The organism is Mycobacterium sp. 1081908.1, from assembly GCF_001673535.1.
Classification (GTDB): Bacteria; Actinomycetota; Actinomycetes; order Mycobacteriales; family Mycobacteriaceae; genus Mycobacterium.
Genome location: NZ_LZLY01000068.1, coordinates 42,005 through 62,364, shown reverse-complemented (window position 1 = coordinate 62,364; position 20,360 = coordinate 42,005). Strand labels below are relative to the sequence as shown.

The 20,360-nt window shown below is 68.6% G+C and carries 12 protein-coding genes; 10 read left to right on the top strand and 2 right to left on the bottom strand.

The window, feature by feature from the left end:
- Positions 1–55 precede the first annotated feature (55 nt).
- From A5655_RS09500 to A5655_RS09475, 6 genes are all read left to right on the top strand, one after another.
- Positions 56–1,183 carry a Rieske 2Fe-2S domain-containing protein gene (locus A5655_RS09500; RefSeq protein WP_197508650.1) on the top strand — a complete coding sequence of 376 codons (1,128 nt, stop codon included), beginning with the start codon at positions 56–58 and terminating at the stop codon, positions 1,181–1,183.
- On the top strand, positions 1,183–2,748 hold the full coding sequence (locus A5655_RS09495) for an AMP-binding protein (protein WP_067008675.1): 1,566 nt from the start codon (positions 1,183–1,185) through the stop codon (positions 2,746–2,748). The genes A5655_RS09500 and A5655_RS09495 overlap by 1 nt, the downstream gene beginning before the upstream one ends.
- A gap of 95 nt (positions 2,749–2,843) precedes the next feature.
- Positions 2,844–3,269 (top strand): nuclear transport factor 2 family protein, encoded by a 426-nt coding sequence (locus A5655_RS09490; protein ID WP_067008672.1) that lies wholly within the window; start codon positions 2,844–2,846, stop codon positions 3,267–3,269.
- 59 nt (positions 3,270–3,328) lie between these two features.
- Positions 3,329–3,802 carry a MaoC family dehydratase N-terminal domain-containing protein gene (locus A5655_RS09485; protein WP_231999117.1) on the top strand — a complete coding sequence of 158 codons (474 nt, stop codon included), beginning with the start codon at positions 3,329–3,331 and terminating at the stop codon, positions 3,800–3,802.
- Positions 3,799–4,248 carry a MaoC family dehydratase gene (locus A5655_RS09480; protein ID WP_067008667.1) on the top strand — a complete coding sequence of 150 codons (450 nt, stop codon included), beginning with the start codon at positions 3,799–3,801 and terminating at the stop codon, positions 4,246–4,248. The genes A5655_RS09485 and A5655_RS09480 overlap by 4 nt, the downstream gene beginning before the upstream one ends.
- Positions 4,235–4,771, top strand: a complete 537-nt coding sequence (locus A5655_RS09475; protein ID WP_231999109.1) for a maleylpyruvate isomerase family mycothiol-dependent enzyme — start codon at positions 4,235–4,237, stop codon at positions 4,769–4,771. The genes A5655_RS09480 and A5655_RS09475 overlap by 14 nt, the downstream gene beginning before the upstream one ends.
- Here the strand turns inward: A5655_RS09475 and A5655_RS09470 are convergent.
- Positions 4,766–6,232 (bottom strand): aldehyde dehydrogenase, encoded by a 1,467-nt coding sequence (locus tag A5655_RS09470; protein WP_067008664.1) that lies wholly within the window; start codon positions 6,230–6,232, stop codon positions 4,766–4,768. The two genes, A5655_RS09475 and A5655_RS09470, sit on opposite strands and share 6 nt — an antisense overlap.
- A 97-nt stretch (positions 6,233–6,329) precedes the next feature.
- On the opposite strand from A5655_RS09470, the gene A5655_RS09465 reads away from it, so the two are divergent.
- Positions 6,330–7,688 carry a secreted hydrolase gene (locus A5655_RS09465; protein WP_067008993.1) on the top strand — a complete coding sequence of 453 codons (1,359 nt, stop codon included), beginning with the start codon at positions 6,330–6,332 and terminating at the stop codon, positions 7,686–7,688.
- A 62-nt stretch (positions 7,689–7,750) separates the two neighbouring features.
- On the opposite strand, the gene A5655_RS09460 is transcribed toward A5655_RS09465, so the two are convergent.
- Positions 7,751–8,899, bottom strand: coding sequence for an aromatic ring-hydroxylating dioxygenase subunit alpha (locus A5655_RS09460; RefSeq protein ID WP_067008662.1), 1,149 nt, complete (start codon positions 8,897–8,899; stop codon positions 7,751–7,753).
- Positions 8,900–8,939: 40 nt separating this feature from the next.
- Between A5655_RS09460 and A5655_RS09455 the strand changes: the two genes are divergently transcribed.
- From A5655_RS09455 to A5655_RS09445, 3 genes are all read left to right on the top strand, one after another.
- Positions 8,940–9,812, top strand: coding sequence for a MerR family transcriptional regulator (locus A5655_RS09455; RefSeq protein ID WP_067008659.1), 873 nt, complete (start codon positions 8,940–8,942; stop codon positions 9,810–9,812).
- A gap of 69 nt (positions 9,813–9,881) precedes the next feature.
- On the top strand, positions 9,882–10,601 hold the full coding sequence (locus tag A5655_RS09450; protein WP_067008656.1) for a DUF1906 domain-containing protein: 720 nt from the start codon (positions 9,882–9,884) through the stop codon (positions 10,599–10,601).
- Positions 10,602–11,103: 502 nt separating this feature from the next.
- Entirely contained in the window at positions 11,104–20,337 is a 9,234-nt protein-coding gene (locus A5655_RS09445) for a type I polyketide synthase (protein ID WP_067008653.1), read from the top strand.
- Positions 20,338–20,360 lie beyond the last annotated feature (23 nt).

The following is a 20,360-nucleotide window of genomic DNA, read 5'->3' as shown; positions in this document are numbered from 1 at the left end:
TCTATGCTTAAGATAGTAAAAATAGAGCTTATCGTCGAACCCGCTGGGAGTGGTCGTGACGGATACAATTTCGGACTCGGCATCAGATTCGGCCGCAGATCCTTCGGAGCGTGAGTTCGGGCAGGCCGGTATCGCGCTGTCTACCTACCGGTTCCCGACGGGCTGGTTCATCGTTGCTTTCGGCTCGGACCTGCCCCCCGGTCAGGTCAAGCGCGCGCACTACTTCGGCGAGGAGCTGGTGCTTTTTCGCACCGAGTCCGGCCAGGTGCACGTGATGGAGGCCTACTGCCAGCACCTCGGCGCCAACCTCGGCGTCGGCGGCACCGTCGAGGGCGAAAACATCGTCTGCCCCTGGCACGGCTGGCGATGGCGCGGCGACGGCACCAACGCCCTGATCCCCTACAGCAAGATCGGCTGCAAGAACAACGTCCGCATCCGCACCTATCCGAGCATGGAGTGGTACGGATTCATCCTCGCGTGGCACGAGCGGCACGGCCGGGCGCCGTACTGGCAGCCGCCGGTGCTACCCGAGCTGGAAACCAACGAGTACTACCCGCTGCACCCGCACACCCAGATGCTCAACCGGGTCAAGGTGCACCCGCAGATGATCATCGAGAACGCCGCCGACCCCTACCACGTTCAATACGTGCACAAGGCCGCCAATCCCGCCACCACCTCGTCGTTCGAGGTGTCCGGGTACCACCTGCACGCCACCGTGAACGCCCATTTCGGCGGCGGCCGCGCCTCGACCTGGCTGACCCCGAACGGGCCGGTCGACGCCAAGATCATCTACGACAACTACTCGTTGGGATTGGGCCTGGTTCGATTCCCCAGCGAGTTGGTGGCCACCGTGCAGGTGACCGGTCAGACGCCGGTCGACGAGGACTACACCGACTACTTCTACACGCAGGCGTCCATCCGCGAGCCCGGCGACACCGGCGACGCGCCCACCGGCCGTGCCGCCAAGTTCCTTGCCCTGCAGCAAGAGGTCATCAAGCAGGACTTCTTCACGTGGGAGAACATGAAATACCTCGAAAAGCCCAACCTGGCTCCCGAAGAGGCGCACGACTACGCCGCGCTTCGCCGCTGGGCGCACCGTTTCTACCCGGGTCCGCAGCCCTCGCCGTCCGACTTCGGCTACACCGCCGACGGCGAGCCCGACCCGGCGGCCGCGAAAGCCTGATGCCGGGGCCGTCTGATTTCGGCGTCGACAGCTTCGCCGTGCCGGCCGTGCTGGATCGGCGGGCCGAGCAGCACCCCGACCGGGTGATGATGTCGATCGCCGGCGTGGACGTGACGTTCGAGCAGATGCGCCGGCGGTCCCGCGCGGCGGCGCACATGCTGGCCGGCCTGGGCGTCGGTCCCGGCGACTGCGTGGCGCTGTTCACCGCCACCTGCCCGGAATGGGTGTACTTCTGGCTCGGTGCGGCGCGCATCGGCGCGGTCAGCGCGGCGGTGAACGCCGCGAACAAGGGGGATTTCCTGCTGCACGCGCTGCGGTTGTCGCGGGCCAAGGTGATCCTCACCGACGACGAGCGCCGAGCCCGGGTCGACGAGGTCGTCGGGCAGCTCGATGCGGTGACCGGCGTTGTGGTGCAGGATGATTCGCTCACCGCGACGCTGCAGCTCGACGAGGACGTTCCCCTGACCGAAAGACCCGCCGGGCCGGCCGACCTCGGCGTGCTGTTCTTCACCTCCGGCACGACCGGCCCGTCGAAAGCGGTCGCCACGACGTGGCATTACCTGTTCTCCGTGGCGGCGACGGCCGCTTCCGCCTGGGAATTCGGCCCGGGGGAGACGCTGTGGACGGCGATGCCCCTCTTTCACCTGAGCGCGGCGCCCATCGTGCTGGCCCCGCCGCTGGTCGGCGGAACGACCGTGTTGGCCAAGGCGTTTCACCCCGGCAAGGTGTGGGACGACGTCCGCGCCCACGGCGCCATCGGTTTCGTCGGGGCCGGCGCGATGGTGTCGATGCTGCAGAACCTGCCCGCCGATCCGCGTGACGCGCAGCTGCCGCTACGCTTCATCTCCGCCGCGCCCATCGACGCGGACTCCTACCGCGACATCGAAGAGCGTTACGGGTGCCGCATCGTCACGATGTACGGCATGACCGAGGCCTTTCCGATCGCCGTCAAGGGCGTGTCCGACGAGGGTGTGCCCGGCACCTCGGGCCGGCCGAATCCCGATTTCGACGTCCGCATCGTCGACGAGCGCGGCGACCCGCTGCCGCCCGGCGCTGTCGGGGAAATCGCTTGCCGCCCAAGGCGCCCGCACGTGATGAGCGAAGGCTATGTGAGCCAGGGCTCGCGGGTGGAGTCGCACCCCGAGTGGTTTCGCACCGGCGATTTGGGCCGGCTCGACACCGACCGGAACCTGACCTACGTGGACAGGATCAAAGACTCGTTGCGCCGGCGCGGCGAAAACGTCTCCTCGGTCGAAGTGGAGGCCGTCGTCGGGCGCCATCCCGCGGTGGCCGAGGCCGCGGCGGTCGCGGTCCCGAGCGAGTTGGGCGAGGACGACATCCTGTTGGTCGTGACGCTGCGCCCCGGAGCCACCCTGGACCGCGCGGAGTTGCTGGACTTCTGCGCCGCCCGGATGCCCTACTTCTGTGTGCCGCGGTTCGTGGAGGCGGTCGATGAACTCCCCAAGAACGCCATCGGGCGAATTCGTAAAGACGTGTTGCGCGGCCGCGGCTTGGGTCCGGCCACCTGGGATCGTGAGAAAGCGGGGTATATCGTTCGCCGGTAAGTTACGTTAATGTTACGTAATCGTCGGTAAGTTAATTTAATGTTACGTCACTAACCCTTGTTGAGCGTCATTTTCCAGAGAGGCTGCACCGCAAAATGACCATGACCTATCAGGAACAGCAGATGCTCCAGGCCGCCACGGCCCGCGCTGCCATCCTGGATTTGACCGCCCGGCACAACAGGGCCTACTCCGACGGTGACCGCGATCGCTGGATCGCCACGTTCCGCCACGCCGGCGCCAGCTACACCCGCGATGGCGACTTGTTCACCGACCTGCGCGCGGCCTTCGACGGCGGCGACGGGCAGCGATTGGTCACCCTCGACCACGAGATCCGCATCGATGGCATCAACGCGAGCATGCGTTGCGTCGCGGTGCTGTTCGCTGCGATGTACGGCGACACCACCCTGCGGGCCACCGGGACATTCCGGGACTCGCTGATCTACGAGCGCGGCGCCTGGTACTTCACTTCCCGTGCGCTCGAATGGGATTCGGTGCCGAGCCGGCACCCGCTCGTCATGTGAGTGGGGATCAGGAACTCAGCTACCAGCTAGCCTTTGGTAGCTACGAAGACGCGCTGCGCATGGTCGGCGCGAAGAGCGAACCCCGCACCGCGAAAACGCCCGTCAGCGGCGCGCGCATCCAGTTGTTCGCCGCGATGGTCCGCGACGGGAATCGATCGTATTGGGATGCCGAGTTTGCCCGGGAGAGGTGGGGCGGCCTGCTCGCCCCGCCGGCCCTTTTGATGGGTTGGCTGATCCCCCCGCCGTGGGAGCCCACAGGCAGGCCGCCCGCGGCCTCGGTGGTGCTGCGGGTGCCGCTGCCCGGCACCACGTTCATCAACTCGGCCAACGACGTTGAGTTTCTGCGGCCCATCGTCGAAGGAGACGTGCTGACCGCCGTCGAGGAGCTGGTGTCCGTGTCGCCGGAGAAGCGGACCCGGCTGGGGGTCGGTCATTTCGTCGAGACGCTGGAGACCTATACCCGGCAGGACGGCGCCGTCGTGGCCACCTGCCGAAACACCCTGTTCCGGTTCACCCCGAGCGGCGCGTCGTGACCGACCTGGACTGGAACACCATCGAGGTTCCCGTCGAGTTGCCGGAGGTGGTCGACCACATCAGCTATCAGCGGGTGGTCGAGAACGCGGGGGCGACGTGGGATTATTTCCCGGGGCATTTCGACCCTGGTTATGCCCAAAGTCAGGGAAACCCAACGATTTACGTCAACACCATGCACCTGGCCGGGTTTGCCGATCGGGTGGCCACCGATTGGGCGGGTCCGACCAGCCGCGTGGTGCGCCGATCGATGCGGCTGGTCGGGTCGGTGTACGCGGGGGACACGATGATCGGGCGCGGGCGGGCGCTGTCCAAGCGGCGAGACACCTCGGTGGACCCGCCGCGCTGCCTTGTCGACGTCGAGATCCAGGTGACCAATCAGCATGGGGCCCTGTGCTGCCCGGTCGAACTCACGCTGCAGATGCCCGAACGCCGTGACGATCGATGACGTAGCCGAACTGCACCTCGCGGCATGCCGCCGCTTCGGCGAGGCCGTCGACTCGGCGGACGGCAAGTGGGACCGTCGTTCGCCGTGCGATGAATGGGACGCCCGAGGGGTGCTCGAGCACGTCATCGGTTTTCACGACGTGCTTATCCTGCGGCCCCTCGGGCTGAAGCCCGACCGGCCGCGAGACGATCCGCGGGTGCGTTGGCGATTGACCTACGACGCCCTGACGGAGGCGCTTCAATCCGGTGGGGCGCCGGGGCTGGACGCCTACCGGCTGATGCCGAATCTGACCCGCGATGTTTTGGTGCATACCTGGGACCTCGCCCGCGCGGTGGACGCCGACGACCGGCTGGATCCCGGCTGGTGCGAACGGTTTTACGTCGACTTGCCCACGGATCCCCAGGCCTTGACCGCGTCGGGAATGTTCGGGCCGCCGGTCGCCGCGGGTAGCGAAATCGACGCGCAGGCAATGCTTCTCGCGCGGCTGGGCCGCGATCCCGCGTGGCAGCCGCGCGACCTATAGCGGCGGCAACTTGCCCTTGCAGACCAGCGTCTGAAGCTCGACGTACTCGTGTAGGCCCTCCGGGCCGAACTCGCGCCCGATGCCCGACTGCTTGAAGCCGCCGAACGGGGCGCCGATGTCGAGCGTGTACATGTTGATGCCGTAGGTGCCGGTGCGGACACCGGCCGCGACCTCCAAGCCGTGGGCGATGTCAGAGGTCCACACCGAACCCGCCAAACCGTAGTCGCTCTCGTTGGCGATCCGGATCGCGTCGTCCTCGTCGCGGTAGCGCAGCACGGTCAACACCGGCCCGAAGATCTCCTCGCGGGCAATGCGCATGTCGTTGTTGGCGTCGGCGAACAGCGTCGGCCGCACGTACCAGCCGCGCTCGGACGGACTGTCCTCACCGCCGACCACGACGCGGGCCCCTTCCGTTTTACCCGACTCGATGTACTCCTGGACCCGACGCTGTTGCCGTTGCGCGACAAGGGGTCCGATATCGGTGGCCTCGTCGGCCGGATCGCCGACGTTGAGCGCCGACATCATCTCGGCCAACGCGTCGACGACCTCGTCGTGGCGCCGTTCGCTGACCAGGATGCGGGTCTGCGCAACGCAGGCCTGGCCGTTGTTCATCAGGCCGGCGGTTTTCAGCCCGGCCACCGTCTTGCCGATGTCGGCGTCGTCGAGAATGATCGCCGCCGACTTGCCGCCGAGCTCCAGGCTGTAGCGCTTCAGTTGTTCCCCGCAGAGGGCGGCGATGCGACGCCCGACGGCGCTGGATCCGGTGAACGCGATCTTGTCCACGCCGGGATGGCGGACCAGCGCTTCGCCGATGTCCGGTCCGCCCGGCAGCACCGATACCACCCCGTCGGGCAGGTCCAGCTGCTCGATCATTTCGGCCAACCACAAAGCGTCCAAAGGCGTTTCGGGCGCGGGCTTGATGATCACCGTGCAGCCCGCGATCAGGGCGGGGATCAGCTTGGGCATGATCAGGAACTGCGGCACGTTCCACGGCACGATCGCCCCGACGACCCCGACCGGGGCCCTGCGCAGGTGCACTTCGCCGAGGACGCCCTGGCGGCGCTCCGTCCAGGGAAAGTCGCGGGCGGCGGCCAGCGCGAGGTGGATCAGCGAGGCCGCGGCGGCCCCTTGGCCCAGCCGGCTGAAGCTGCGCGGAGATCCCATCTCGTCGGTGATGAGGTCGGCCATCTCCTCGATGTGGCCGGCGTAGATCCCGGCGAGCTGCTCGACCTTGGCCATCCGATCGGCATGGCTCAGGCGCGGCCAGGGGCCGTGGTCGAAAGCGCTTCGCGCGGCGGCGACGGCGGCGTCGACGTCCTCGGGCCCGGCCACCTGCACGTGACCGACCGGCTCTTCGGAGTGCGGCGAGATCACGGCGAGCTGTTGCGGGTTGGCGGGCTTGCGCCACTGCCCTCCGATGAAGAGTTCGTTATAGGAACGATGGCTGGGATTGTCTGTCATCGGGGCACTTCCTCGGGGAATGGGACCGCGACCGCAATTTCGCTATTGACGCTAACATAGTGAAAAAAGCAAGATGGCGCCGTGGCAAGGAAGCGACATGGATAGCGACTGGCGCACCTACCCCTTCCGGTTGGTACCCGGCGATCCCCAGCTGGACTTCCCCGCCGCCGAAGGCGAACACGCCGACCAGGAGTCGGACACCTGGTTCATCGCAGGCCAGCTCGATGCTGCCGAAAGCGGCCGCTCGTTCGCCTTCCTGACGATCTTCAACAAGAACCGGCCCGGCGGAACAATTGTCGCGGATTTCTACACGATGGCGCTGTTCGACCTGGACACCGGCGACTACGGCACCTACACGGACTACGACATGCCGCCGGCCAACATGGAGCCGGGGGCCCAGCGCAAATTGGCCATGGCGCCGGGTTACCTCGATCTCACCTACCACAGCGGCGCGGGCACCGCGTCCTGGACCGCCTGCCGCGGTGCCGACGGGGAATTGCTGCCGTTCACGTATCGCGTCAGCCTGGTGGGCGAGGACCACACCGGCCGGCCGATGCGGCTCGACCTCGCCGTAACCCCAACGCGCGCACCGACACCGGTGGGCGCGTCGACCTACAACGGGAAGATCGTCTGCTTCGGCCAGAGCGACACGTACTCGTATTTCCAGACGGGCATGGCGATGACGGGCACACTGCGCTGGGGAGACGTCGTCGAGCAGGTCTCCGGCAGCGGCGGGCACGTCGACCGGCAGTGGTTCCCCAAGTACGCCGGCGGCGGGGGAAGCGGGGGAGACCCACGAGCCAGGTCGCACGAATGGCGCACCATCAACTTCGACAATGGCGTGGACCTGAGCGTCTGGCGGCAATTCGACCGCACGAACGGCAATGCGCTGCAGCCGTTTACCGGCGTCACGACCAGCTATCCAGACCCGGCCATCCCGCCGGACTGCGCCGAAGACGTCGAGGTCACGATCAGCAGCTACGTGCGCTGGCCGAACGCGGTGCGGCCGCTGGTGCGGCCGGTTGCCTCCGCCCGATACATGCCGGATCGCCACCGGATCGGCTGCGCCACACTGCAATTGGACATTGTCGGGGAGCCGCTGGTGGCGGCCCCGGCCCACGGCCTGCCGATCGAGTACATGGAAGGCCCGTACCGCTACCAGGGAACGCTGTGGGGCAAGCCCGTGACCGGGTTTGCCTTCAACGAGCGCTCGCTCGCGCTGTACCGCGATTGGGAACTGGTCGAGGTGCTGGCCACCACCGTCGCGAACGTCGAACCACCCGCCCCGGAGCTGCAGACGATCGTCGAGCGAGTGGTGCCGCTGGTCGCCGCCGGCCGTCGCGGCGAGGCGGTCGAACTGCTAACCGGCGCGGCGCCCGTCGAAAACGATGCGTTGGCAACGCTTCTCGAGGACCTGATCGCCGTGCTGTCCGACGACGGCGCGCGCCGAGATTGAAACTACGCACACGTTCTCCGGCGCGTCGTGTGCGTGGTTGCAGTGTCGCGGTATCCGTGGCGTCAGCTAGGGGCGAACTCGGCGACCGCCCGCGCCCAGGTGATGTGGCGGTGCTGCAGCCCCGGTTCGTTGCGGCCGAACACCAGGTGATCCCGGGCGCCCGACTCGAGGTTGGCCTGCAGGCCCTCGACGAGCCGGTAGTCCTCGTCGCGGACCGTGGCGTGGGCGTACTCGAAGACGGCTCGAGCACCGGCGGCCACGGATTCGTCGGACAGGTCCAGCGGTGTCGAGTTCTGGTGCACGGTGATCGACCGGCCGGGCCGGTCGCCCGGGTAGATGCGGAACAACTCGCCGTTGGCGATGGTCACCGACAGCACGATGTTGGGGAACAGCGCGTAGATCACGACCATGTTGTGGAACGGGTCCCACTGCTCTTCGGGAACATCGTCGAGGTCCAGGATCGTGTTGAGCGGGAAGATCAACCGGTGATGGGGGCCGTACGAGTCGAACACCGTGCAGTTGCTCCGGGCGATGGTGGCGAACGTCTGCCGGTGCACCGTGGCGAAATGGTAGTTCTCCGCGAAGGTGTCGGCCGCCAGCTTCCAATTGATCGGAAAGTCGAGGACCTTCTCGCCCAACGGCGACCACCGCCCGATGCCCCAGGCCTCGAGCTCGGCGGCCAGCGGGCCCAGATGCGCCGCGACGTCCAGGTCCGCGCCGGGATCCAGCGCGACCCAAAGGAATCCGGCATATTCGGCGGCCGGCAACTCGGCCAAACCGTCGGACTTGACGGTCACCTCCGGGAACCCCTCATGTCCCGGAAGTGCCACCAAGCGCCCCGTGTTGTCGTACGTCCACGCGTGATACGGGCACGTGAACCGCTTCGCCGTTCCGCACCCCGTCGCGACCTGCGATTGGCGGTGCAGGCAGACGTTGTCGAACGCCTTGACCGAACCCGCGGAGGTGCGGGTCAGCAGGATCGATCGGCCCATCACCGTCTTGGTGCAGTACGCGCCCGGACCTGGCAGCTCCGAGACGTAGCCGACGAGCTGCGGGCTGGCCAGCAGCATGGCCCGGTCCAGCTCGTGTCGCTCGACCGACGTGTAGTCCCGCGCTTCTACCCGATGCTGTGACGGAGCGAGATCGGTCGTTTTGTCGCGCGCCAGCTTGCACGCCCGCCTCGTCAGGTCGACGAGCTGGTCACGCTCCATCTGCCCAGTAGAGACCTTGCGACAGTTGTAAGGTCAAGCCGTGGCTGAGCAGTTGCTTATCGGCGACGTCGCGGCCCTGACCGGAATCGCCTCGGGCCGCATCCGCCACTACGAGAAAATCGGACTGCTGCACGCCGAGTACCTGAGCAACGGTTACCGCGTTTTCGACGTCGACCAGGTGCTCGAGCTGCTTCGCATCGACCTGATGAGAAGCCTCGGCGTCGGCATCACCGACATCCAACGCTTGCTCGACGGCGGCCAGACCACCCTGGCCGCGCTGCTGGACGAACACCGCACGCTCCTGGTACGCGAGCGCGATCGGCTCGATCAGCTGATCGCGGCGATCGATGCCGCCACCGACACCGGCCCGGCCGGCCTCAACGAAGACATCCTGCGCAGGCTGGCGACCCGGCATCGCGACAGCATCGGCGTCATCGGCAGACTCACCGCACCGCTGTCGCCGCCGGTCACCGCGATGTATGCCCACCTGTTCGACGAGTGGGAGCTTCCCGTCCCCGCCTTGTTCGGGCAGATGGCGTTGCCGCCGGCGGCGAGCACGCTACTGGAGCAACTGGCCGAGACGCATGGACATCCGGTGCTCTTCGACCGGCTGCGCAAACTCGCCAACGATGTCGTTGCGTTGGACGAAAGCGATTCGGCGGCAATAGAACTCGCGCGCACCTGGATCGACGCGCAAGTCGCCGACCCGTTGCCCGACGACGTGGTCAGCGTGCTGCGGCGGGTACAACCGATGCTGGCGAACGACCCGGTGATGGTGCAGGGATTCCGGGCCTGGGCCGGATCGATAAGTCCGGCCGCCGCCCACTTCCTCGAGGAGATCGCGCGGCAGACCGCCAGCCGCGGCTTGGAGGCCATCATCGTCATCGTGCTGCCCGCCGATGCGCCGATGTGACGCAGATGTGACCGCTGTGGTCCAAGTGGTTTATGAGGCTAGTGAGGTTTCTGCCGTACCCTGTGGCGTGTGTCCGTCTCCCGTCGCGACGTGCTCAAATTCGCGGCCGCGACCCCGGGTCTGTTAGGGCTGGGCGTCGCGGCCGCGTCGCTGCGCGCCGCGCCGGCATCGGCGTCGCTCGGCACCCTGCTGGATTACGCGGCCGGTGTCATCCCGGCCAGCCAGATCAGGGCCGCCGGGGCGGTCGGATCCATCCGCTACGTCTCCGACCGCAGGCCGGGCGGCAACTGGATGCTCGGCAAGCCGATTCAGGTCGGCGAGGCCCGTGACCTGAGCAGTAACGGGCTCAAGATCGTGTCCTGCTACCAGTACGGTAAGGGCTCGACGGCCGACTGGCTGGGCGGGGCGGGCGCCGGGCTGCAACACGCGCAGCGCGGTATGCAGTTGCACGCCGCCGCCGGCGGTCCGGCGAACGCGCCGATCTACGCGTCGATCGACGACGACCCGTCATACGAGCAGTACAAGCAGCAGATAGTTCCATATCTGCGCTCCTGGGAGTCGGTGATCGGGCACGAGCGCACCGGCGTGTACGGCAATTCGAAAACCATCGACTGGGCCCTGCACGACGGTCTGGGCTCGTACTTCTGGCAACACAACTGGGGCTCGCCGAAGGGCTTCGCCCATCCTGCCGCGAGCCTGCATCAGGTCGAGATCGACAAACGAAGCGTCGGCGGGGTCGGGGTCGACATCAACGAAATCCTCAAACCGCAATTCGGTCAGTGGGCCTGAGGGCCGGACGGTCCAACTTCCAGCAAACACTCGTTCGCTCATTTTCACGCGCGGCGGGTCCGGCGGGCGGGGCTGACGCGGTGTCAACGGCGGCTGAGCGAGCCGATTTTTTTAACATAACGATTACATAACAATCGTGCCTTGATCAGCGCAGTTATGGCTACTCGACCGTAACCACCTGCATGCAGCAGGTTTGTTCGTCGCGCCCGCGCGGGCGGTTAAACCCGGTGTTACCCACGACACGGTTACCCGTGCGTAGAACTCACCAGTAACCGATCAACATGCAAAAAGGGCACTGATCCTTATGACACTCTTAGTACAGCCGATGCTGTCCGCCGCGTCGCGCGATCCATCGGGGCGGTCCGCCGACAGCACACCGGCCAGCCGTCCTCCGGCTGTGATTCGACGGGGAATCGACTGAGACCGAGCAGGCCCCGGCCTCCGGGGCCGACCGGCCGAACGAAACCGAGACGTAAAGACGCATACAGGGGAGATACAGAAGGTGACGATCCACGAGCACGACCGGGTGTCCGCTGACCGCGACGGCAACAGCCCGCATAGCGCCCATGCTCTGGTCGACCGTCTGACGGCCGGCGAGCCGTACGCCATCGCCTTCGGCGGCCAGGGCAGCGCCTGGCTGGAAACCCTCGAAGAGCTGGTGTCGTCGGCCGGGATCGAAACCGACCTGGCAACGCTGGTCGGTGAGGTGGAACTGCTGCTCGAGCCGGTGGCCAAAGAGCTGGTCGTGGTGCGTCCGATCGGTTTCGAGCCGCTGCCGTGGGTGCGTGCGCTGGCGGCCGAGGATCCGATCCCGTCGGACAAGCATCTGACGTCGGCCGCGGTGTCGATCCCCGGCGTGCTGCTCACCCAGATCGCGGCGGCGCGCGCGCTGGCCCGGCAGGGCATGGACTGGACCGCGACGCCGCCGGTGGCCGTCGTCGGGCATTCGCAGGGCGTGCTGGCCGTCGAGGCATTCAACGCCGCGGGCGCCCGTGACATCGAACTGCTGGCGCTGGCGCAGCTGATCGGCGCGGCCGGCACCCTGGTTGCCCGCCGCCGCGGGATCTCCGTGCTGGGAAACCGCCCGCCGATGGTGTCGGTGACCAACGCCGACCCCGAACGCATTCGCCGGCTGCTCGACGAGTTCGCCCAGGATGTGCGGACCGTGCTGCCTCCGGTGCTGTCCATCCGCAACGGCCGGCGGTCGGTCGTCATCACTGGCACCCCCGAGCAGCTCTCGCGCTTCGAACTGTATTGCCAGCAGATCTCCGAAAAGGAAGAGGCCGAGCGCAAGAACAAGGTCCGCGGCGGCGACGTGTTCGCGCCGGTCTTCGACCCGGTCCGGGTCGAGGTGGGCTTCCACACGCCGCGGCTGGCCGACGGCATCGACATCGTCGGGGGCTGGGCCGAGAAGGTCGGCCTCGACGTCGCGCTGGCACGCAAGCTGACCGAGGCCATCCTCGTGAGCGGCGTCGACTGGGTCGATGAGATCACGAGCGTTCACCAGGCCGGCGCGCGCTGGATTCTCGACCTGGGTCCGGGGGACATCCTGACGCGGCTGACGGCGCCGGTGATCCGCGGCCTCGGCGTCGGCATCGTGCCCGCGGCGACCCGCGGGGGTCAGCGCAACCTCTTCACCGTCGGGGCCACCCCCGAGGTCGCCCGGGCGTGGTCGACCTACGCCCCGGGCGTGGTCCGGCTTCCCGACGGCCGGGTCAAGCTCACGACGAAGTTCACCCGGCTGACCGGGCGCTCGCCGATCCTGCTCGCGGGCATGACCCCGACCACCGTCGACGCCAAGATCGTGGCGGCCGCGGCCAACGCCGGGCACTGGGCCGAGCTGGCCGGCGGCGGGCAGGTAACCGAAGAAATCTTCGCCGACCGCATCGAGGAGCTCTCCGGACTGCTCGAGCCCGGCCGCACCTATCAGTTCAACGCGCTGTTCCTCGATCCCTACTTGTGGAAGCTGCAGGTCGGCGGCAAGCGCCTGGTGCAGAAGGCCCGCCAGTCCGGCGCCGCGATCGACGGCCTGGTGATCAGCGCCGGCATCCCGGACCTCGAGGAAGCCGTCGAGCTGATCGACGAGCTGAACGACATCGGCATCAGCCACGTGGTGTTCAAGCCCGGCACGGTCGAGCAGATCCGCAGCGTCATCCGCATCGCGACCGAGGTGCCCACCAAGCCGGTGATCATGCACGTCGAGGGCGGCCGCGCCGGCGGGCACCACTCCTGGGAGGACCTCGACGACCTGCTGCTGGCGACGTATTCGGAATTGCGGTCGCGTCCCAACATCACCGTCTGCGTCGGCGGCGGCATCGGCACCCCCGAGCGGGCGGCCGAATACCTGTCCGGGCGCTGGGCCGAGGCCTACGGCTTCCCGTTGATGCCGATCGACGGCATCCTGGTCGGCACCGCGGCGATGGCGACGCTCGAGTCCACGACGTCGCCGTCGGTCAAGCGGATGCTGGTCGAAACCACCGGCACCGACCAATGGATCAGCGCCGGAAAAGCCCAGGGCGGCATGGCTTCCAGCCGTAGCCAGCTCGGCGCGGACATCCACGAGATCGACAACAGCGCCTCCCGGTGCGGCCGGCTGCTCGACGAGGTTGCCGGTGACGCCGACGCGGTCGCCGAGCGTCGCGACGAGATCATCGCGGCGATGGCCAACACCGCCAAGCCGTACTTCGGCGACGTGGGGGAGATGACCTACCTGCAGTGGTTGCGGCGGTACGTCGAACTGACCATCGGTGAGGGCGATTCGACCGCCGACACCGCGTCGCCCGGCAGCCCCTGGCTGGCCGACACGTGGCGCGACCGTTTCCACCAAATGCTGCAGCGCGCCGAGGCTCGTTTGCACCCAAAGGATTTCGGGCCCATCGAGACGCGGTTCGACGACGCGGCCCTGCTGGAAAACCCGGACGACGCGATCGCGACGCTGCTTGCGTTCTATCCCGACGCCGAAACCGTGCAACTGCACCCCGCCGATGTGCCGTTCTTCGTCACGTTGTGCAAGACCCTGGGCAAGCCGGTCAACTTCGTGCCGGTCATCGACAAGGACGTCCGGCGCTGGTGGCGCAGTGACTCGCTGTGGCAGGCCCACGACGCCCGCTACGACGCCGACCAGGTGTGCATCATCCCGGGCACCGCCGCGGTGGCCGGCATCACCCGGATGGACGAACCCGTCGGCGAATTGCTCGACCGTTTCGAGCAGGCCGCCGTCGACGAGGTGCTGGGCGCGGGCGCGGAGCCTCGGCCCGTCACGTCGCGCCGGCGCGGCCGCACCGACGTGACCGGACCGCTGGCCGTCGTGCTCGACGCGCCGGACGTGCAGTGGGCCGGCCGCACCGCGACCAACCCGGTTCATCGGATCGCCGACCCGAGCGACTGGCTGGTGCACGACGGACCCGAAAGCCAGCGCGCCACGCACTCGTCGACCGGGGCGCGGCTCGAGGTCAACGGCGACAGCGTCGTGCTGAGCGTGCCCGTCTCGGGCGCGTGGGTCGACATCCCATTCCGGTTGCCCGCCAACACCGTTGACGGCGGCACCCCGGTGGTGTCCACCGAGGATGCCACCACCGCCATGCGTGCGGTCCTCGCGATCGCCGCGGGTGTCGACGGGCCCGAGTTCTTGCCCGCGGTCACCGACGGCACGGCCACGCTGACGGTGGACTGGGATCCCGAGCGGGTCGCGGATCACACCGGGGTCACCGCCACCTTCGGCGAGCCGCTGGCGCCGAGCCTCACCACCGTGCCCGACGCGCTCGTCGGCCCTTGCTGGCCCGCCGTTTTCGCGGCGATCGGCTCGGCGGCCACCGATTCCGGCATCCCGGTGGTGGAGGGCCTGCTGAGCCTGGTGCACCTGGACCACGCCGCCCACGTGGTCGGCAAGCTGCCGACGGAGCGGGCCCAATTGACGGTAACCGCAACGGCTTCCCGCGCCGTCGACACGGACATGGGCCGGGTGGTCCCGGTCTCGGTGTCCATTTCGGACGCGGACGGCGCGGTAATCGCCACGCTCGCCGAGCGTTTCGCGATCCTCGGGCGCACCGGTGCGGCCGAGCTCACCGACCCGGTCCGGGCCGGCGGCGCGGTCTCGGAGAACGCGACCGATACCCCGCGCCGTCGCCGTCGCGACGTCACGCTGGCCGCGCCGGTCGACATGCGCCCGTTCGCGGTGGTGTCCGGTGACCACAACCCCATCCACACCGATCGGGCGGCCGCACTGCTGGCGGGCCTGGAATCGCCGATCGTGCACGGCATGTGGCTGTCGGCCGCGGCGCAGCACGCGGCGACCGCCACCGACGGGAAGGCCCGCCCGCCCGCTCGGCTGGTCGGCTGGACCGCCCGGTTCCTGGGCATGGTCCGCCCCGGCGACGAGGTGGACTTCCGGGTGGATCGCGTCGGAATCGACCAGGGCGCCGAGGTTTTGGAAGTGGCCGCGCGGGTCGGTTCGGACCTGGTGATGTCGGCCACCGCGCGGCTGGGCTCCCCGAGGACGGTCTACGCGTTCCCCGGCCAGGGCATCCAGCACAAGGGCATGGGCATGGAGGTCCGGGCCCGGTCCAAGGCGGCGCGCAAGGTGTGGGACGCCGCGGACAAGTTCACCCGCGACACGCTGGGCTTCTCGGTGCTGCATGTGGTGCGCGACAACCCGACCAGCATCATCGCCAGCGGCGTGCACTACAACCACCCCGAGGGGGTGCTGTACCTGACGCAGTTCACCCAGGTCGCGATGGCGACGGTGGCCGCCGCGCAGGTGGCCGAGATGCGCGAGCAGGGCGCCTTCGTCGAAGGCGCCGTCGCGTGCGGTCACTCGGTCGGTGAGTACACCGCGCTGGCCTGCGTGACGGGCATCTACGAACTGGAAGCCTTGCTGGAGATGGTGTTTCACCGCGGGTCGAAGATGCACGACATCGTGCCCCGCGACGAGCTGGGCCGCTCCAACTACCGGCTGGCCGCGATCCGGCCCTCGCAGATCGACCTGCCCGACGAGGAGGTTCCGGCGTTCGTCGCCGGAATCGCCGAGAGCACCGGTGAGTTCCTCGAGATCGTGAACTTCAACCTGCGCGGCTCCCAGTACGCGATCGCTGGCACGGTGCGCGGTCTGGAGGCCCTGGAGGCCGAGGTCGAGCGCCGGCGCGAGCTCAGCGGTGGGCGGCGCTCGTTCATCCTGGTGCCGGGCATCGACGTGCCGTTCCACTCGCGGGTGTTGCGGGTCGGGGTGGCCGACTTCCGGCGAGCGCTGGAACGGGTCATGCCGCGCGACAAGCATCCCGACATCATCGTCGGCCGCTACATCCCGAACCTGGTGCCGAGACCCTTCACGCTGGATCGCGACTTCGTCCAGGAGATCCGGGATTTGGTGCCCGCCGAGCCGCTCGACGAAATCCTCGCCGACTACGACACCTGGCGTCGTGAGCGGCCGGCCGAGCTGGCCCGCAAGGTGTTGATCGAGCTGCTGGCCTGGCAGTTCGCCAGCCCGGTGCGCTGGATCGAGACCCAGGACCTGCTGTTCACCGAGGAGGCCGCGGGCGGTCTCGGTGTGGAGCGGTTCGTCGAGATCGGCGTGAAGTCGGCGCCGACCGTCGCCGGCCTCGCGACCAACACCCTCAAGCTGCCCGAATACGCGCACAGCACAGTGGAAGTGCTCAACGCCGAGCGCGACGCCGCCGTGCTGTTCGCCACCGACACCGACCCGGAGCCGGAGCCCGAGGACGAGGTCGACGACTCCGCCACGGCCACCGCGGACGCCGCGGCGCCCGAAACGGCCGCAGCCGCACCGGTTTCGGCACCCACGGCGCCCTCGGGGGCGGCCCGGCCGGACGACCTCACCTTCGACGCCGCCGACGCCACCCTGGCCCTCATCGCGCTGTCGGCCAAGATGCGCATCGACCAGATCGAACAGCTGGACTCCATCGAGACCATCACCGACGGCGCGTCGTCGCGGCGTAACCAGCTGCTGGTGGACCTGGGTTCGGAGCTGAACCTGGGGGCCATCGACGGCGCCGCCGAGGCCGACCTGGCCGGCCTGCGCTCGCAGGTGACCAAGCTCGCGCGCACCTACAAGCCGTACGGCCCAGTGCTTTCCGACGCGATCAACGATCAGCTGCGCACGGTTCTGGGACCGTCGGGCAAGCGGCCGGCGGCGATCGCCGATCGGGTCAAGAAGACCTGGGAGCTCGGCGACGGCTGGGTCAAGCACGTCACCGTGGAAGTGGCGCTGGGCACCCGCGAGGGCACCAGCATTCGCGGGGGCGCGATGGGCCACCTGCACGAGGGCGCGCTGGCCGATGCCGCCTCCGTCGACAAGGTCATCGACGCGGCGGTCACCTCGGTCGCCGCACGCCACGGAGTTTCCGTGACGCTGCCGTCGGCGGGCGGTGGTGGCGGCGCGACCATCGACGCGTCCGCGCTGAGCGAATTCACCGACCAGATCACCGGCCGCGACGGCGTGCTGGCCTCGGCGGCGCGCCTGGTGCTGGGCCAGCTGGGCCTCGACGACCCGGTCGGCGTGTCGCCGGCGGCCACCGATGCCGAGCTCATCGACTTGGTCACCGCCGAATTGGGCGCGGACTGGCCGCGTTTGGTGGCTCCGGTTTTCGACGCCAAGAAGGCAGTCGTGTTCGACGACCGCTGGGCCAGCGCCCGCGAGGACCTGGTCAAGCTTTGGCTGACCGACGAGGGCGACATCGACGCCGACTGGGTGCGGCTGTCCGAGCGGTTCGAGGGCGCCGGCCACGTCGTCGCCACCCAGGCCACCTGGTGGCAGGGCAAGTCGCTGGCCGCCGGCCGCCAGATCCACGCGTCGCTGTACGGCCGCATCGCCGCCGGCGCCGAGAACCCGCTGCCGGGCCCGTCCAGCAGCGAGGTCGCCGTGGTGACGGGCGCCTCCAAGGGCTCGATCGCGGCGTCGGTGGTCGCGCGACTGCTCGACGGTGGTGCCACCGTCATCGCGACGACATCCAAGCTCGACGACGAGCGGCTGGCGTTCTACCGCGGGCTCTACCGCGACCACGCCCGCTACGGTGCCGCGCTGTGGGTGGTGGCGGCCAACATGGCGTCCTACTCCGATATCGACGCCCTGGTCGAGTGGGTCGGCACCGAGCAGTCCGAAAGCCTTGGGCCGCAATCGATTCACATCAAGGACGCGCAGACCCCGACGCTGCTGTTCCCGTTCGCGGCTCCACGCGTCGCCGGCGACCTGTCCGAGGCCGGCTCGCGCTCCGAGATGGAGATGAAGGTGCTGCTGTGGGCCGTGCAGCGGTTGATCGGCGGCCTGTCGAAGATCGGCGCCGAGCGCGACATCGCGTCGCGCCTGCACGTGGTCCTGCCGGGCTCGCCCAACCGCGGCATGTTCGGCGGCGACGGCGCCTACGGTGAGGCCAAGTCGGCGCTGGACGCTCTGGTGAGCCGCTGGCACGCCGAGTCGTCGTGGGCGGCCCGAGTCAGCCTGGCGCACGCCCTGATTGGCTGGACCCGCGGCACCGGCCTGATGGGCCACAACGACGCGATCGTCAGCGCCGTCGAGGAGGCCGGTGTCACCACGTACTCGACCGACGAAATGGCCGCGATGCTGTTGAGCCTGTGCGACGTGGAGTCCAAGGTGGCCGCGGCCAGCAAGCCGATCGAGGCCGACCTGACCGGCGGGCTCGCCGACGCCGACCTCGACATGGCCGAACTGGCCGCCAAGGCGCGCGAGGAGATGTCAGCCGAGGCCGCCCACGACGACGATGACGCCGCCGAGGGAAGCATTCGCGCGCTGCCGTCGCCGCCGCGCGGCTACCGGCCGGCACCGGCACCGGAATGGGCCGACCTCGACGTCGACCCCGCCGACCTGGTGGTGATCGTCGGCGGCGCCGAGCTCGGACCGTACGGCTCGTCGCGCACCCGCTTCGAGATGGAGGTCGACAACGAGCTGTCGGCGGCCGGCGTCCTCGAGCTTGCCTGGACCACCGGGCTGATCCGCTGGGAGGACGACCCCCAACCCGGTTGGTACGACACCGAATCCGGCGATCTGGTGGACGAGTCCGAGCTGGTCGAGCGCTACCACGACATCGTGGTTGAGCGATGCGGCATCCGTGAGTTCGTCGACGACGGCGCAATCGACCCCGACCATGCGTCGCCGCTGCTGGTGTCGGTGTTCCTGGACAAGGACTTCGCGTTCGTGGTGTCCTCGGAGTCCGACGCCCGCGCCTTCGTCGAGTTCGACCCGGAGCACACGATCATCCGGCCGGTTCCCGACTCCAGCGACTGGCAGGTCATCCGCAAGGCCGGCACCGAGATCCGGGTACCGCGGAAGACCAAGCTGTCGCGGGTCGTCGGCGGGCAGATCCCGACCGGGTTCGACCCGACGGTGTGGGGCCTCAGCGCCGACATGGCCAGTTCCATTGACCGCCTGGCGGTCTGGAACATCGTGGCCACCGTCGACGCGTTCCTGAGCGCCGGCTTCAGCCCGGCCGAGGTGATGCGCTATGTGCACCCGAGCATGGTGGCCAACACGATGGGCACCGGCATGGGCGGCGGCACGTCGATGCAGACGATGTACCACGGAAACCTGTTGGGCCGCAGCAAGCCGAACGACATCTTCCAGGAAGTCCTGCCGAACATCGTTGCCGCGCACGTGGTTCAGTCCTACATCGGCAGCTACGGCGCGATGATCCATCCCGTCGCGGCCTGCGCGACCGCCGCCGTCTCGATGGAGGAGGGCCTCGACAAGATCCGGCTGGGCAAGGCGGAGATGGTGGTGGCCGGTGGCATCGACGACCTGACGCTCGAGGGCATCATCGGCTTCGGCGACATGGCGGCTACCGCGGACACCGGCATGATGCGCGGCCGGGGGATCCACGACTCGAAGTTCTCCCGGCCCAACGACCGGCGCCGGCTGGGCTTCGTCGAGGCCCAGGGCGGCGGCACCATTCTGCTGGCCCGCGGCGACCTGGCGCTCAAGATGGGTCTGCCGGTGCTCGCGGTCGTCGCGTTCGCGCAGTCGTTCGGCGACGGCGTGCACACTTCGATCCCGGCCCCGGGCCTGGGTGCGCTGGGCGCGGGCCGCGGCGGCAAGGATTCGCCGCTGGCGCGGGCGCTGGCCAAGCTGGGCGTCGGCGCCGACGACATCGCCGTGATCTCCAAGCACGACACGTCGACGCTGGCCAACGACCCCAACGAGACCGAGCTGCACGAGCGGCTGGCCGACTCGCTGGGCCGCTCGCCGGGCGCCCCGCTGTTCGTGGTGTCGCAGAAGAGCCTCACCGGCCACGCCAAGGGCGGCGCCGCGGTCTTCCAGACGATGGGCCTGTGCCAGATGCTGCGCGACGGGGTCATCCCGCCCAACCGCAGCCTGGACTGCGTCGACGACGAACTGGCGGGTTCCGCGCACTTCGTCTGGGTGCGAGACACGCTGCGGCTCGGGGAGAAGTTCCCGCTCAAGGCGGGGATGCTGACCAGCCTCGGGTTCGGCCACGTGTCCGGGCTCGTCGCGCTGGTACACCCGCAGGCGTTCATCGCGGCGCTGGACGCGGACCAGCGCGCCGACTACCAGCGGCGCGCGGAGGCTCGCTTGCTGGCCGGCCAGCGCCGGCTGGTGTCGGCCATCGCCGGTGGTCCGCCGATGTACCAGCGGCCCCCGGACCGTCGCTTCGACCATGACGTGCCGGAGAAGCGGCAGGAGGCGGCGATGCTGCTGAATCCGGCCGCCCGACTGGGTGATGACGACGCGTACGAGGTGCCTGCCGGGTGACGTCGTCGATCGGTTAACCTGGC